Source organism: Lentzea albida (assembly GCF_900111005.1).
GTDB lineage: Bacteria > Actinomycetota > Actinomycetes > Mycobacteriales > Pseudonocardiaceae > Lentzea > Lentzea albida.
Genome location: NZ_FOFV01000008.1, coordinates 286712 through 300697, shown reverse-complemented (window position 1 = coordinate 300697; position 13986 = coordinate 286712). Strand labels below are relative to the sequence as shown.

The window sequence follows — 13986 nt, the reverse complement described above, 5'->3', positions numbered from 1 at the left end:
CCGGGGGCCTCTGCGCAGTCGCGCACACTTCCGTTCTCGAGGTGGAGCAGGCTCTACCTCAGTACCGGACGCTGCTCTGCAGCAGCGGCGGGTAGATCGCGGAGTGTTCGCCGTCCACCGTCGTGCCGGCGAACTGCAACATGGCCCGCAACTCGCCGTGGAGGTTCGCGGGGTAGTTGAGGTCAGGCCGCGACACGGCGTCGAGGGTCGCGAGCTGTTCTGCGGTGAGCGTCACCTCCTCGAGGTTGCTCTCGAGGTGCTCCAGCTTCCGCGCCCCGATGATCGGCACCACGGTCCCCTCACGCTGCCGCAACCAGGCCAGCGACACCGCGGCAGCAGTCGTTCCGGTCTCGTCCGCGATGGCCGTAACGACGTCGATGACCTTGAACTCGTCCTCCGTCGGCGGGTCGACGAACTTCGCCCGCTCCGAGTCCGCGACCTGCACGTCCCGCCGGTACTTGCCGCTCAGGAACCCGTTCTTGAGCGGACTCCAAGGCACCAGCGCCATGCCCGCGTCCCTGGCCAGCGGCGCGACCTCCCCCTCCACCGTCCGCGCCAGCAACGAGTACTCGACCTGCAGCGCGATCAGCGGCGTCCAGCCGTTGAGGACGGCCATCGTCTGGGCCTGCGCAGTCACCCAAGCGGGCACGTTCGAGAACCCGATGTACCCCACCTTGCCCGATCCCACCAGGTCGTCGAGGACCCGCATCGTCTCCTCGACGGGGGTGTTCCGATCCCAGTTGTGCATCCAGTAGAGGTCGAGGTGGTCGGTCTGCAAACGCCGGAGCGTCTGCTCGAGCTGCCTGCGAATGGAGCGCCGCCCGGCCCCACCACCGTTCGGGTCACCGGGGTGCATGTTGAAGAAGAACTTGGAGGCCAGCACCACCCGATCCCGGCCACCGTTGCTCCTGAAGAAGTCGCCGAGGATCTTCTCCGAGTGCCCGTTGGTGTAGAAGTTGGCCGTGTCGACGAAGTTCCCGCCGCGGTCGAGGTAGGTGCGCAGGATCTTCTCGGACTCCTCGACACTCGCGCCGGCGGCCCCGGGGTCCTCACCGAAGGTCATCGCGCCGAGGGCGAACGGGCTGACGCGGAGGCCGGAGCGGCCCAGGGTGACGTAGTGGTCGAGCGGCATCGTCTTGGCTCCTTCTGGTCGTCTTGTTGTGCCTCCAATTCCAGCGTTCTGGGGGTCGGGGCGGTACGACGATCCAGCTGGGTTCTTGCCTGATCCTCTCTGGGTGGGTGGATTGGGGGCCGTGACCGTGAGGTTGGCAACCCGGAGGACATGCGGGGGTGGAGATCGGTAGGCTGTCCCGGCGAGGGCTGCTAGCTCAATTGGCAGAGCAGGAGACTTTTAATCTTCGGGTTCAGGGTTCGAGTCCCTGGCGGCCCACCAAACCCCCAGGTCACAGGCCTGGGGGTTTCGCTTTGGAAGATCACTGATACGCCTTTGATGCGCTTTACTCCCTGACTCTCAATCTGCGCGCTTCTTGGGTTCGCCCTGCTCAGGCCGGTCGAGTGCCCCTTCCAGTGCGTCAGCCGCCTTCCGATCGACCGCCTTCCGGGCGAGGTAGGTGTCCTGGGTCATGGACGGCCGAGCGTGTCCGAGCTGGTCCGCGACGACCCTCGCGGAGAGCCCCGCCTCATCGAGGATGGTGGCCGCCGTCTTGCGGAACACGTGCGAGGTCACCCAGGCGAACTCTTCCCCTCCGCGAGCCTTCCGGATGTCCCTGCGGGTGTTGGACGGGTCCCGCAGGCCACCCAGGCTGTTCGGGAAGACCGGCCCGTTCGGGAACAGCGTGGCCGCACGACGCCGCCACAACATGTCGAGCGCCCACCTGGGCAGCGGGAGGGTCCGCTCGCCCGCCTCCGTCTTGGTCGACTTCCTGATCAGCCCGAGCCCAGCCGCCCGGATGACCGTGTAGTTCACGTCGACCGTTCCAGCCTCGAAGTCGACGTCGTCCCAGTAGACGGCCAGCGCCTCACCGATCCGCACGCCCGTGGCCATCATGAATCGCGACAGGTCAGGCAGGTCCTTCCGAACCGCCGCCGGGTCGGACTCCAGCATCTCCAGCCACAACAGGCGCTCCTCCCGCGTGAGCGCCCTCGGGCTCTTCTTCCGACCGCTCTCCAGCGGGTCCGTGTCCCGGACAGGGTTCGTGTCGAGCGCCCGATCCCGCACAGCGATCCGCAGAGCACCCGAGATCACCGAGCGCGCCGTCTTGGCGCTGTCGACGCCGACCGACCTCCACAGCGCGCCCAGGAACGCATCGATCCGGGCGACCGTCATCTCACGAATCCGCAGCTCACCGAGACCCGGAAGGACATGCCGGCCGAGGATGCTCCGGTAGGTATCGAGGCTGCTAGGCGACCGCTTGCCCATGTCCACGAGCTTCTGAAACTTCACCTGCCACGCTTCGAGCGCGTCCTTGAACCGACTGTCCGGCGTCAACGAGTCTCCCGACGGGCCTTTGCGCTCAGCGAGCGCCTTCTTGAGCCTCCGCTCAGCCTCAGGCTTGGTCTTCCCCCTCCGAAGCACCGGCCGCGTCTTACCGTCGAAATCGCGGTAGTTCGCGACGGCTACCCAGCCGGACTCCGTTTGACTGCAACGAATCTTGCCGTACGTGCCGATGTCGAGCGGCGGACGAGCCATCAGGCCGCCCCCTCAAGCAGGTGCTCGAACCAGCTCCGCACCTCGGACGGCAGGTACCGCAGGTGCTTCCCCAAGCGCCGTGCGGGCGGGCCGTAGTTCTTGGTCCTCCAGCCGTAGAGCGTGTGGACCGGGACGTTCAGGTAGGCCGCAACGTCGCTGACTGTCCACAGTGGCTCGAACTGGTGTGTCTCCATGATGTTCCCCCTTTGATCAAGCAGCCTGCGAAGTTGCCGAACTTCCCGGAGGTCCGGCAGATGCGAGCAACGCGGCCGTGTATTCGGCCTTCCACCTCCGCCGCTCAGCGACAGCACTCAAGAGCAGATGTGCTCGAGGCGGCACGTTCGGATCGCCGGGCTCGACGTTGTTCCAGACGACCCGTTGAGGCTGGTCCTCGGGCTTGATCCCGACTTCCGCAAGCAGTTGCCGAACGAACGTCTTCCGGTCGTGCTTGTGGTCGGCGAGCGACTTCCCCGACCACTTCCGCGACACGAGCACCCGTCGCCCAGCCACCCCGAGCGTGGTCCGCTTGTGCGCCTTCCCCTTGCACTTGCCAGGCACCGTGGACAGCCGCGCTCCCCGAGGCTGGACGCCGTAGAGCAGCCAGATCGGGCAGTTCGGCGAGCAGGGCGTGACCGCGAGCTCAGCGCACAGGCGTTCGGCGTGGTCCTCCTGGCGGGCCGTCTGCGCCTCAAAGCACTCGTTGATGCTCTTCGTGAGGTACTTCGTCAGGTATCCGATGTGACGGCCGGCCTCTTCGGTCCCGCCGAGGATGCCCTTGGAGTGCACCTGCGCCCCGAACCGCGCGACGTGTGCGGGCCGCTCCACCTGGTCGAGCGCGTCTTCCCAGTTAGGCAGGGCCTTCCGCGTCTGCGGATCAACGAAGCCCTTGGCCCGGACGTCCCACACCGGCAGGTTGTCACCGCCGTACTTGATCTCGTCATGCTCAGGCCACCAGACCTGGTGGTACGTAGCTTCAGCGACCGCCCGCAGCTCCGCCCGCGAGATCGAGCCCCGAACCGCCGCGTGCCAGTGCGGAGCCAACCGCCTCTGCGGCTCGACCGTCGAGAAGTACTGGACCTCCCAGCCGACACAGCGCCGAAGGTTCTGGACGAACCGATCGAGCAGGGCCGCGAAGTGCACCGCGTCCCGAGCCGCACGCCGGTAGTTGTAGGTCCCCGGATCAACGGGCGTGCCGTCGCTGCGCACCTTGCCGTAGGTATCGAGCGTCAGCGTGAGGAACGTCGAGGGCTGGTACTTGCCCCCGAAGACCTTCCCGACCGTGCGCTTGCTGACCGGCCGCCGAGGCAGGTTGGGCGCGTCCTGCCGCCGCCTGGTCGACCGCTTCCGAGCTGCCTTGAGCGGCACTTCCAGAGAGGGGAGCGAACCGCGGACTCCGAGTTGCCGAAGTTCGGCGTCGACCTCCGCGACCTCCTCCCGGACCTCTTCGGCTCCGACCTCGTCACCCTCATCGAGGGCCAAGCGGAAGGCCTTCACGAGATCAGCCCGATAGGCGGTCAGCTCCCGCTGATCGTCGTTCGGAGCGTCCGGCGTGAAGTCGGGCTCCTCCGTCAGGTGCCATCCCTCGCGACACTGCGCCATCCGCAGACGCCGGTTCTTCTCAGCGCAGGTGGGGCAGACACTCGCGACGGTCGAGCCGCACGGCACCGGGACGATGTCCACGCGTCCGGTGTCGAGGTCGATCCGCTCCTTGGCCAACGGCCGGACGCAGACGCCGTGCTCCTCAGCAACGGCACGAGCGATGTCGAGCGCGGCCGGCTGCTTCATCCGCTCCGAGCGAGTCAGGTACTCGGTCACGCCGCCGCCCTCCCATCACCGCTGGTCGGGAACTCGTGCACGGTGGCCGGGGCGAGATAGACGCCCAGCTCAACGAGGTCCGCGTCGGTGACGTGGAAGGCCCTCGCGCGTTCCGGTTCGCGCTGCCCGTCCTCCTTGAGCCAGGCGACACCAGGCGTGTTCTCGCTGATCTCGTGAGCAGCCGCGCCGCGTTGCCGAACACCATCCCCCAGCACCATGTCGACCTGGACCGGCTCATCGAGCCGCAGCGCAACGCGGGTGGTGAACAGGTGCCGGAAGGAGACGACCTCCTTGCGCGGGTCCTGGACCAGGCCGACCACGGCGTAGCCGGGAGCGCGTCCCTGCGAGGTGATCGTCTGAACCGCACGTGTCGCACGCTCGCGGAGATTCCGGTCCGGCTGGTACGCGATCAGGTCCGCCAACTCATCCACGATCAGGACCGTGAACGGCTCACCCGTACCGCGTGCCCACAGACGCCGGATGCCCCGGTACCGCGCCGCGCGTTCCTTGACCTCTGCCGCGATTTCTTCAAGCAGCGCAACAGCTTCCGGCCCGTTGTCGTAGACGACCTTCTCGAATGCGTCCGGACACTGCCCCAGCTCCATCCCGCCTTTGGGGTCGATCCCGACGAGGCGGACCGTGCCAGCCTTGATGGCCGGGGCGAGCTGCCAGACGATCGACCAGAGCACCGAACCCTTGCCAGCGCCAGGCACACCGACCACGAGCACCTGAGACCCGAGCAGCTTCAGCCGCCAGGGCTTGCCGGTCTCCGTGCGGCCGACGACAACGCGCTTGAGGTCAACGTCCCCAACAGCGGCGAGCGGCGGCACCACGACCGGACGCGACAGCGGATCGGAGTGGATGAAGTCGAGCTCAAGCACGCTCGGACGCAGCACCCGCACCCGACAGGACCGCGCGTTGAACGAGTGCGCCAGGTTGTCCCGCCGCGCTTCCCACTGCTCCGGAGACTGCGCCGGGATCATGCGAACCCGGACCTTGTCCCGCCAGCCCTCCGACCGGACGCGCCGCAGCTTCGGGCGATACTCCTTGCCTCGGTTGTCCTTGGCCAACTCTGCCAGCCGCATCACTGTGCGCCAGTGCGGCACGTACACCGTGAGCCGCCGCCACTCGGTCAAGACGCGGTACCAGCCGTACCGCAGGAACGAGCCACGATCGAGGCCATACCAGACCGTCAGAGCGCACACGAGCGACAGCAGGGCCAGGACCAGCGGCGACAGCCCGAACTCGCGATAGCCGATGTAGCCGCCGAGGCAGACCGTGACAGCAACCGGGTACCGCACCGCCACCACGACGAGCTTCACGGCCAGTCGGCCGGCAAGCCAGATCAACGCGAACGGCGCGAGCACGACCTTGATCCAGCCGGGCAGCCATACCCACCACGGGACCTGCGGTCGTGCGCCCTCGAACGGCGCGGGATCGACCCAACGGTTGCTCTTCATCGCGCACCGCCAGCGCACTTGAGGCACTGGAAAACAGTGCCAATGCTCGGGATGCGTCCGACGGGCTGGAACGCTCCCGATTCTGTGGTGTGCTGCGTCTTGCAGGTCAGGCACTCGAAGCCCTCAGCCTGCGCGGCCGTGAGTTCCAACGTCTCCAGGCTGCCGCCGTCGAGCATCACGACGTAGCTGGAGACTGTCTGCTTGTTGGAGATCATCCGATCCCACAGCAGTTGCTTTGTAGCCCTGTATGGCGCAGGAATGCGCCCAGGCTCTACGCTCATCTTGTTCACTCCCGAGTTGGGTGGACAACGCAGGAGCGGCGAGGTTGGTAGCCGGGTTCCGCTCCTGCGTCTCACGTTCTCTTTGCACCGCAACAAGACGTGCGGCATCGCCACGTGACCCAGCAGAGTCACGCGCTATGTCCAATGAGGACTTTGCTAGCTCTTCGCGGTCTTCGTAACCTTGATCGCCTCTCCCTTCTCGCGCTCACGGTTCGCCCAGTACATGGCCTCGTGGTGGTGGCTGCGGTCGCTCTCAGCAACGCGCGCGTAGATCGCGGCGGAGCGGAGGTAGTAGTCCCGCAGAACAGCGGGAGCGGCCTTGGGGTTGGGCAGAAGCTTGCTCAGCACGTCGTGTGCTTCGCTCAGCGTCCGGGCCTGCTCAGCAAGGCCCCAGTGCATGGCCTCAGTCGCGGGCATCGGAAGCCTCCTCCGCGAGGGCGTGACGCCCCTCCTGTCGAGCGGCCGAGGCCTGGAGAGCGCGCCACCCCTGGTCGAGCACGTCCCGCAGCTGCGGCACCACATCCCGATCAACGACGAGCACGGCGGGGAAGGCGTTGCCGAAGCGGATCTCGATCCGGTCGGCGAACGGCATCGCGAGTGGCCGCATCGGCACGCCGTCGGTCAGGTGAACGCGCACCAGGTCAGGCATCACGCCGCCTTAGCGGCTGGCTTGCCGACGACCGGCTTCATGCCGGAGGCCCGCAGGCTGTAGCCGAGCTTCGCGCGGCAGCGGTGACGCTCACCCGCGTGGACCCCACGGCAGCCCTTGTCATCGATCCACGGCGTGACCGTCAGCCCCTCGAACACCACCGGCCGGACGTCCGTGCCGGGGATGGCCTCCGGCGGCACCGGCTGGTGAGGCGCGGAGATCTTGACCGTGACCACCGCGTCCGTCTTGCGCTCCGCGGCCTGGTCGATGACCAGCACAGACCACACGAGGAGACCGGTCTCCTTGTCCTTCTCCTGCTCGGGCGGCAGCCCTTTCGCCCGCTCTTCGGCGGACTGGAACTTGAGCACGGGCTCAACGCCCATCACGAGCGCGCCCCTGGGAAACACGAAGTCGTGACCCGCAGGGAGCCTGCTCCCACCTGTGATCGCCATCGTGGCTCTCCTGTCGTAGGTGTCGTCCAGACCGGTTGTCTGGAGTTCTCGACACCTACGACTTTCGGCTGAAAACCGGGACGTGAGCACCGCATGGCGGGACTTCTAGAGACGTCCCTACTAACGTAAGACGTCCCTAACGTCCCCGAGGACGTCCAAGAGGAGCGATCATGGCGAACGAGCGACTACGAGATGCGTTGCTGCGCAACGGACTCACATACGAGCAGGTAGCCAAGGCCACGGGCGTCGACCAGAAGACCGTCGAACGCTGGATCACGAAGGGCCGTACGCCGTACCCGCGCCACCGCAACACCATCGCTTCGATGGTCAAGGAGACCGAGACTTACCTCTGGCCGGACGCAGTCGCGCCGGAGCGGAAGGCAGAGATCACCGAGTCCGAGGTGGTCAAGCTCTACCCACACCGGAACTCAATCCCACCGGACCTGTGGGACCACCTCATTACCAACGCCACCCGGCACGTCGAGGTGCTTGTCCACGCCGGCATCTTCCTCGTGGAGCGTCCGACCTTCATGCGCGACCTGGCCAACAAGGCTGCGAACGGCGCGCGTATCCGGCTGATCTTCGGCGATCCGGCCAGCCGCGAGGTCGCCAAGCGCAGCGATGAGGAGCAGCTCGGCAAGGGCACGCTCGGCTCCCGCATCCGCAACGCGCTCGCGTTCTACCGGCCGCTGGTGGGCGTGGACGGCGTGGAGATGCGCTTCCACAAGACGACGCTCTACAACTCGATCTTCCGCTTCGATGACGAGATGGTCGTCAACACGCACGTCTATGGCTTTCAGGCCGCACACGCTCCGGCGCTGCACCTGCGGCGACTCGCTGCGGGCGATCTCTTCGAGACCTACTCTGAGAGCTTCGAGCACGTCTGGAACCTGTCCAAGCCAGCAATGTTCTAGGGGAATCTATATGGCCCGCGTGGACTACTTCCATGATCCCGACGCCCCCAAGGCGAACAGTCTCCGTCCGGCTGTTAGCGCCTTCATTCAAGACGATACCGGACAAATCCTAATGATCCGCCGCGCCGACAACGACAAGTACGCCATACCCGGCGGCCAGCAAGAGGCAGGGGAAACACTTACCCAGACTGCAATAAGGGAAACAAAAGAGGAAACAGGGTTTGATGTTAGTGTGATCGACCTGATCGGTCTCTACTCAAATCCCAACCACGTAATCGCCTATGACGACGGTGAGGTGCGACAGGAGTTTTCTATTTGCTTCCGCGCACACCTAATCGGCGGTTCAGCGAAAACAAGCAGCGAGTCAAAAGAGGTCGTATGGGTTCCCGAGAACCAAATTGAGAACCTGAACATACACCCATCCATTCGCCTTCGACTTAGCCATGGGATCGACAGAAAAGGCAAAGTGTACTACACGTAGAGCCAACAGAATCCCTTTCAAAGCAGCGGCAATCGGAGCACTCATGACACAGCGCCTATACAGGCCGATTCCAAACTTTACCGAGTGGAACGAACCGGACGACACAATACAAATCGAGAGAGTTTCCTACGAGCTTTCGAACTCACTTTCCACAGCCGCTCCTGAAGCAATCGCGGCCGTGACGCGAAAGCTTGGCCGAGAGGCAGCCGCAGAATCCGGGGCAATTGAAGACCTTTATAAACTAGGGCCTGGTCACACCAGGACGATCGCATCCGAAGAACCAGGATGGGAAGACGTCCTTACCAGACAAAGCGCGGAGGCGCTAAGCATCTTTGACTCGCAGGTAGATGCATACGATTTTGTTCGCCAGGAAGCGCAAGGGCAAGTCGAGTCAGGAGAGTACTGGATCAAGCAACTGCACGCGCATGTCTGTCGAAACCAAAAAACGTACAAAGCGGCGATACTGCTTGGCGATGGCAGCATAGGCCTGGTCGATCGCCCACTAGTGCCCGGTAGATACCGCGAGGACGCAAGTCACACGATCAGACGAGATGGCGAAAAGATTCCCTTCTGCCCAATCACCGACCTTCTGCCAGAAATGCACAGGCTCGCCGAACAGGTTGAATCACCGGATTTTCAGAATGCCCATCCCGTCACGCAAGCGGCTTACGTACATTACTGCCTGACACATATCCACCCCTTCTCCGATGGGAATGGGAGAACCGCCCGCGCCTGGGCTTCCCTATACACTTATAAAGCCTACGGAATCCCGCTCATTGTGTACTCTGATCGCAGGGGAACTTATCTTCAATCACTAGAAGCCGCAAACGAGGGAGGCTACGGGGATCTAATCCGTCACTTTCAGTACCGCACGATCGACACGCTTTCCCGTGCGCAGCAAGAACTCGATAGCGCATCAAATAGCTCAATCGAAGACCACTTGGCATCCCTACTGGAAATCAAGCCAACGGATGCGCGGATCACCCTTGCAAGCGCCCAAGAAGTTGCCTACAAGATCGCCAACCACATCAGCAGTGAGCTACATGCAATGGCCGTCAGACTAAACTCAGCGGGCGAGGGTAGCTTCTCCCTAAAGATTGATAAACCTGAATACCAGATTGACACTCTGGTTGTAGCAGTAACCGGATCTCTTAAAACACCTGCGTCTGTGACGTCCAGGATTGAGCTCGCGCTTCACACTTCCGGCGACCTGACTTCGATGTACCTATTCAATATCCACGCCCGACGCAGAACACCGGCCGCAGCATCTATGTTCTCAACAGTATCCGATATGCGCATGACTTATGAGGACGCCTTCCCTCAGCTAGCAACTAGCGCGATTGATCGAATCGAACTTCTGATAGATAAAATCTTGCGGGACCTAATCGGTGACCTGCAGCGTTCCCTGAGAAGCGTCCTGCGCCAAGGCGGATTGAGCGCCGAATAGACACCGATAGCTAGACTAGGTCAACTCAGTATGAGCTAGTTTGCCGAATTCTCCTCTACAGGATCAAGGCCGCCGCTGGCGGCACGCTCCGCGCGTACGGCGAACACCTTCCATCCCGGCACTCCCGGCATCCGCTTCGCTGCGCCGGTCGGCCGGGCGACGCTGCGCGCCGTCCTCCGGCCTTGCCCCAACCGACGAGTTCACCCGCAGAGCCACGCCGGCCAGCAGCTCCCTACGAGCGCCGTCAGGGTCACCGCGGACTGCCGGCCCTGGCGCTCGACTGCCGCGACGGCTGCGCCGCCTTGCCACCGTTCAACGATGCCAGCGCTCCGTAGAATCCGATCCATGACCGCAAGCGACCGCTCTGGGCTCGTGTCGCTAGCCGAGTGCGCGGACGTCTGGAGCATCCTCAACCAGGTTCAACTGCGGCCGAGCATGTGGATCCGTGGACGCCAGCTCCGCGAACTGGAAACCATCCTCCTGGGCTACGGCGTCGCGCTCGAAGTTCATGGCATCAACGAGTCGTTCCACCTGAACCCCGGCGGTCCGTTCAGCGAGTGGCTCCATGCTCGTTTCGCCTGGGGGACGTCATGCGGGTGGGCTCAGGCCATCACGAGAACGCCGGCACGGAAGACCCACTCGTCCTGTTCTTCCGCCTTGTGAACAAGTACCGAGCGGATGCTCACGCCAGCGAGCAGGCTGAAACAGCCGGTCGGGCCGGGATTCCGGAGAGGACTGGAGCAGACCCGAAGGATCAAGATCATGATGCGCTTTAGTCTCGTAAAACGTCGATAAACGTCGAGAAGCGACTGTCCACAGTGCTCAGATCAAGACCGCATCCGCGCAGGTAGCGAGCACTGTGGGGGAAGATCGACGAACAACGCCAAGCGAAGGCTCTTACTCTTCGGGTTCAGGGTTCGAGTCCCTGGCGGCCCACTGAACGCCCAGGTCGACGGCCTGGGCGTTTCTCATGCCCGGAGCGCTGGCACACCTTTGATGCGCTTTACCCCGCTGAGTCCCAAGCTGCGGCATGAGGCGGACCGTTCTCGAACTGGTCTTCTTCGTCCTGTCAGGGTCTTGGTTCGGCTTGTCGAGCGCGCGCCCTCAAGGGCGTCGACACAGCTTGCTCAAGGCTGAGCCGTCCAGCATGGGGCACGGCGCTCGACGGTTGCGCCGCCTTGCCACGCATCAGGGCCGGCCGCGGGCTGAGAGCCCGTTGTCTACGCCTTGCTCGCCACCACCATGTAGTTCTCGGCCTCGAGGTTGAACGTGCTCAGTTCTGTCTGGAGTCCGACCCGGCGCAACTCGGCTTCGAGTTCTTCGTGTCGGTAGGGCCAGCTCGACAGCAATTCCGAGCGGGCAAGAACCGACCCAGCCGCATCCAGTTGCGCAATCGCAATCTCGATGTGGTGTTCGTCCTCCCAGTTCGGCGCAATGTCCCAGCGGTAGACCACGACGGCATCGCGACCGTTCCGGCGGACGAGTCGGTCGCTGATTTCCAGCCGGGAACCTCTGGCCCTGACGAGTTCCCAAGTGCGGGAGGTGAGGACCAATCGCCCGCCGCGGTGCAGAAGTCGTGACATCGACTCCAGAGCAGCGACTCTGCCTCGCGCGCCCTCGGCATGGTGCAGCGAGTTGCCTACGCAGAACACCATGTCGAAGGTGTCATCATCGAAGTGCTCGGGCAACTCTTGCCAGTCCGCCCGCGCCGTCCGGACCGGGGCCCTGAACTGCTCAGACAGCTCCGCGGTCCGACGAACCATCGCTTCGCTGGCGTCAGTTGCGACGACGTGCATGCCGCGACCGGCTAGGCCAACCGCCAGTTGTCCGGTTCCGCACGAACAATCGAGGACGTGAGCGTTCGGCGGCAGGAGATTGAGGACGTCATCGAACGACGCGGCGAACTCGGCCGGAGCCATCTTCACATCGGAGATCAGCCACTCGTACACCTCGGCAAGCGCGTTATAGCCACTCACGACTGCTACCTCCGTTACGCGGGAGACACACGGTGGCCATCAGTACATCAGCGGAGCAAGTCGGTCACCATTCTTTTTCGTGAAGGGAAACGTGCCCGCCCATGCCGCATTTTGGTCGCACAGGAGCGCAGCGTTCGCCAATGGCCAGCGCTGCGCTGCCGGTGTTCCATGACTGGCAATGTGGTGGTCCTATAACGCTGGCAGGCGCGATTCTCAGTGCGCCATCACGTCGCCGGACGTGGTGGTGCGGTTCGGCAGGAGGGCCGCCACCACGATCGTGACCGCGGCCAGCACCGTGGCGATCACGAACGCCAGCTTCATGCCGCTCAGCTGCGCCGCCGCCTCCGCGACCCCCTCACCCACGAGGGAGGTGGTGCGGGCCGACATCACGGTGACGACGAGGGCGGTGCCCAGGGCTGCCGCCACCTGCTGGAGGGTGCCGAGGATCGAGCTGCCGTGCGGGTACATGTTCGGCGGGAGGGCGCCCATGCCGAGGGTGAAGATCGGGGTGAAGGTCGCTGCCAGGCCGACCATGAGGAGTGCGTGGAGGGCGAGGATCTGCCAGTACGGCATGGTCGTCGAGATCTGGGTGAAGCCCGCCAGGGACAGCACGATGCCGATGGAGCCCGGGATGACCAGCGGGCGGCTGCCGAGGCGGTCGTAGATCCTGCCGACCGTGGGGCCGAGGAGTCCCATCGCGAGGCCGCCCGGCATCAGGAGCAGGCCCGTCTGGAGCGGGGTGAGGCCTCGGAGGTTCTGCAGGTAGAGGGGCAGCAGGATCATCGAGCCCATCATCGCCAGGAACGCGACGCACATGAGGGTCAGCGACAGGGCGAAGGTGCGGTGGGTCAGGGTGCGCAGGTCCATGAGCGGGGCGCCTGTTCGCTGCAGCTTGAGCTGGCGGAGCACGAAGAACGCGATGGTGGCGGCGCCCGCCACGACGATGCCGATGCTCGGGCCGAGGTGTTCCGCGCCCTCGCCGAAGAGGCTCAGGCCGTAGACCAGGCCGCCGAAGCCGAGGGTGGCCATGGCCGCCGAGGCCCAGTCCAGGGTGCTGACCTGGGGCTCGCCGATGTTGTCGAGCTGGCGGAGGCCGAAGTACGTCACGGCGCCGGCCACCGGGAGGACGGCGATGAACAGGAGGCGCCACGAGCCGAGTTGCAGGATCAGGCCCGAGATGGCCGGGCCGAGGGCCGGGGCCACCGAGATCGCGAGGGTCACGTTGCCCATCACGCGGCCGCGGTCCTGTTCGGGGACGACGGTCATCAACGTGGTCATGAGCAGCGGCATCATCACGGCCGTGCCTGCTGCCTGCACGATGCGGCCCAGGAGCAGGACGGTGAACGTCGGCGCGGCCGCGGAGAGGGCGGTGCCGGCCAGGAAGACGCCCATCGCCATCGCGTAGCCCTGGCGGGTGGTGACGCGCTGCAGGAACCAGCCGGTGACCGGGATCACGGCGGCCATGGTGAGCATGAACGCGGTGGACACCCATTGGGCGGCCTGTTCGGTGACGTGCATCGACTCCATGAGGCGCGGGATCGCGTTGATCATCAGCGTCTCGTTGAGGATCACGACGAACGTGGCCAGCACCAGGAGGCGCACCACCAGCGGTGTCTTGCCCGCCCCTGTTGTCGGGCGGTCTTTCACTGCAGCAGGCATGTCAGGCCCTCACTCGGTTGCTGGCATCAGGTTCTTCGCGACACCCGAGAAGACCCGCAGCGCTGAAGGAACTCATCGGTGCGTCCGAGTCTTCCTCATCGCGGCTCCGGTCTCATCCGGGTTTTCGCCCTACACCTGTTCGTCGAACCGACGAGCCGCGAATCGACACGGACGTTCGAGAGTTTTCGGAGAACCGGTCGGC

15 protein-coding genes and 1 tRNA gene are annotated in these 13986 nt (G+C 64.6%); 5 read left to right on the top strand and 11 right to left on the bottom strand.

What is annotated here, in order from left to right; all coding sequences use genetic code 11:
• Positions 1 to 58: 58 nt before the first annotated feature.
• Positions 59 to 1132 (bottom strand): aldo/keto reductase, encoded by a 1074-nt coding sequence (locus BMY74_RS22015; RefSeq protein WP_089918875.1) that lies wholly within the window; start codon positions 1130 to 1132, stop codon positions 59 to 61.
• 185 nt (positions 1133 to 1317) lie between these two features.
• On the opposite strand from BMY74_RS22015, the gene BMY74_RS22010 reads away from it, so the two are divergent.
• Positions 1318 to 1393: transfer RNA gene (locus BMY74_RS22010), tRNA-Lys, on the top strand.
• 78 nt (positions 1394 to 1471) lie between these two features.
• Here the strand turns inward: BMY74_RS22010 and BMY74_RS22005 are convergent.
• The 8 genes from BMY74_RS22005 to BMY74_RS21970 form a co-directional block, all read right to left on the bottom strand.
• The gene (locus tag BMY74_RS22005; RefSeq protein ID WP_089918873.1) at positions 1472 to 2650 is read right to left on the bottom strand and encodes a site-specific integrase; all 1179 of its coding nucleotides are present in this window, start codon (positions 2648 to 2650) and stop codon (positions 1472 to 1474) included.
• Entirely contained in the window at positions 2650 to 2844 is a 195-nt protein-coding gene (locus tag BMY74_RS22000) for a helix-turn-helix domain-containing protein (protein WP_089918871.1), read from the bottom strand. The genes BMY74_RS22005 and BMY74_RS22000 overlap by 1 nt, the downstream gene beginning before the upstream one ends.
• Before the next feature lie 16 nt (positions 2845 to 2860).
• The gene (locus tag BMY74_RS21995; RefSeq protein WP_089919139.1) at positions 2861 to 4435 is read right to left on the bottom strand and encodes a replication initiator; all 1575 of its coding nucleotides are present in this window, start codon (positions 4433 to 4435) and stop codon (positions 2861 to 2863) included.
• A gap of 26 nt (positions 4436 to 4461) precedes the next feature.
• Complete coding sequence (locus BMY74_RS21990; protein WP_342717599.1) at positions 4462 to 5832, bottom strand: FtsK/SpoIIIE domain-containing protein; 1371 nt, start codon at positions 5830 to 5832, stop codon at positions 4462 to 4464.
• 89 nt (positions 5833 to 5921) lie between these two features.
• On the bottom strand, positions 5922 to 6140 hold the full coding sequence (locus tag BMY74_RS45150) for a hypothetical protein (protein WP_089918869.1): 219 nt from the start codon (positions 6138 to 6140) through the stop codon (positions 5922 to 5924).
• Between the two features lie 222 nt (positions 6141 to 6362).
• Entirely contained in the window at positions 6363 to 6623 is a 261-nt protein-coding gene (locus tag BMY74_RS21980; protein ID WP_245786282.1) for an AMED_5909 family protein, read from the bottom strand.
• On the bottom strand, positions 6610 to 6855 hold the full coding sequence (locus BMY74_RS21975; protein ID WP_143091657.1) for a hypothetical protein: 246 nt from the start codon (positions 6853 to 6855) through the stop codon (positions 6610 to 6612). Before BMY74_RS21975 ends, BMY74_RS21980 begins: the two co-directional genes overlap by 14 nt.
• Positions 6855 to 7307 (bottom strand): hypothetical protein, encoded by a 453-nt coding sequence (locus BMY74_RS21970; RefSeq protein WP_089918864.1) that lies wholly within the window; start codon positions 7305 to 7307, stop codon positions 6855 to 6857. The genes BMY74_RS21975 and BMY74_RS21970 overlap by 1 nt, the downstream gene beginning before the upstream one ends.
• Before the next feature lie 170 nt (positions 7308 to 7477).
• Between BMY74_RS21970 and BMY74_RS21965 the strand changes: the two genes are divergently transcribed.
• From BMY74_RS21965 to BMY74_RS21950, 4 genes are all read left to right on the top strand, one after another.
• Positions 7478 to 8221, top strand: coding sequence for a DUF5919 domain-containing protein (locus BMY74_RS21965; RefSeq protein WP_089918861.1), 744 nt, complete (start codon positions 7478 to 7480; stop codon positions 8219 to 8221).
• 10 nt (positions 8222 to 8231) lie between these two features.
• Positions 8232 to 8702: an NUDIX hydrolase gene (locus BMY74_RS21960; protein ID WP_089918859.1), complete on the top strand. Its 471-nt coding sequence runs from the start codon at positions 8232 to 8234 to the stop codon at positions 8700 to 8702.
• 43 nt (positions 8703 to 8745) lie between these two features.
• Positions 8746 to 10149 (top strand): Fic family protein, encoded by a 1404-nt coding sequence (locus BMY74_RS21955; RefSeq protein ID WP_177229858.1) that lies wholly within the window; start codon positions 8746 to 8748, stop codon positions 10147 to 10149.
• Positions 10150 to 10494: 345 nt separating this feature from the next.
• The gene (locus tag BMY74_RS21950) at positions 10495 to 10812 is read left to right on the top strand and encodes a hypothetical protein (RefSeq protein ID WP_089918855.1); all 318 of its coding nucleotides are present in this window, start codon (positions 10495 to 10497) and stop codon (positions 10810 to 10812) included.
• A 557-nt stretch (positions 10813 to 11369) separates the two neighbouring features.
• Here the strand turns inward: BMY74_RS21950 and BMY74_RS21945 are convergent.
• Both BMY74_RS21945 and BMY74_RS21940 read right to left on the bottom strand, forming a co-directional pair.
• Positions 11370 to 12125, bottom strand: coding sequence for a class I SAM-dependent methyltransferase (locus BMY74_RS21945; protein WP_089918853.1), 756 nt, complete (start codon positions 12123 to 12125; stop codon positions 11370 to 11372).
• Positions 12126 to 12338: 213 nt separating this feature from the next.
• Complete coding sequence (locus tag BMY74_RS21940) at positions 12339 to 13784, bottom strand: MDR family MFS transporter (RefSeq protein ID WP_089918852.1); 1446 nt, start codon at positions 13782 to 13784, stop codon at positions 12339 to 12341.
• Positions 13785 to 13986: the final 202 nt, after the last annotated feature.

Coding starts and splice junctions, on each gene's coding strand:
- BMY74_RS22015 (WP_089918875.1), bottom strand. CDS start 1,132: ATGCCGCTCGACCACTACGTCACCCTGGGCCGCTCCGGCCTCCGCGTC.
- BMY74_RS22005 (WP_089918873.1), bottom strand. CDS start 2,650: ATGGCTCGTCCGCCGCTCGACATCGGCACGTACGGCAAGATTCGTTGC.
- BMY74_RS22000 (WP_089918871.1), bottom strand. CDS start 2,844: ATGGAGACACACCAGTTCGAGCCACTGTGGACAGTCAGCGACGTTGCG.
- BMY74_RS21995 (WP_089919139.1), bottom strand. CDS start 4,435: ATGAAGCAGCCGGCCGCGCTCGACATCGCTCGTGCCGTTGCTGAGGAG.
- BMY74_RS45150 (WP_089918869.1), bottom strand. CDS start 6,140: ATGATCTCCAACAAGCAGACAGTCTCCAGCTACGTCGTGATGCTCGAC.
- BMY74_RS21980 (WP_245786282.1), bottom strand. CDS start 6,623: ATGCCCGCGACTGAGGCCATGCACTGGGGCCTTGCTGAGCAGGCCCGG.
- BMY74_RS21975 (WP_143091657.1), bottom strand. CDS start 6,855: ATGCCTGACCTGGTGCGCGTTCACCTGACCGACGGCGTGCCGATGCGG.
- BMY74_RS21970 (WP_089918864.1), bottom strand. CDS start 7,307: ATGGCGATCACAGGTGGGAGCAGGCTCCCTGCGGGTCACGACTTCGTG.
- BMY74_RS21965 (WP_089918861.1), top strand. CDS start 7,478: ATGGCGAACGAGCGACTACGAGATGCGTTGCTGCGCAACGGACTCACA.
- BMY74_RS21960 (WP_089918859.1), top strand. CDS start 8,232: ATGGCCCGCGTGGACTACTTCCATGATCCCGACGCCCCCAAGGCGAAC.
- BMY74_RS21955 (WP_177229858.1), top strand. CDS start 8,746: ATGACACAGCGCCTATACAGGCCGATTCCAAACTTTACCGAGTGGAAC.
- BMY74_RS21950 (WP_089918855.1), top strand. CDS start 10,495: ATGACCGCAAGCGACCGCTCTGGGCTCGTGTCGCTAGCCGAGTGCGCG.
- BMY74_RS21940 (WP_089918852.1), bottom strand. CDS start 13,784: ATGCCTGCTGCAGTGAAAGACCGCCCGACAACAGGGGCGGGCAAGACA.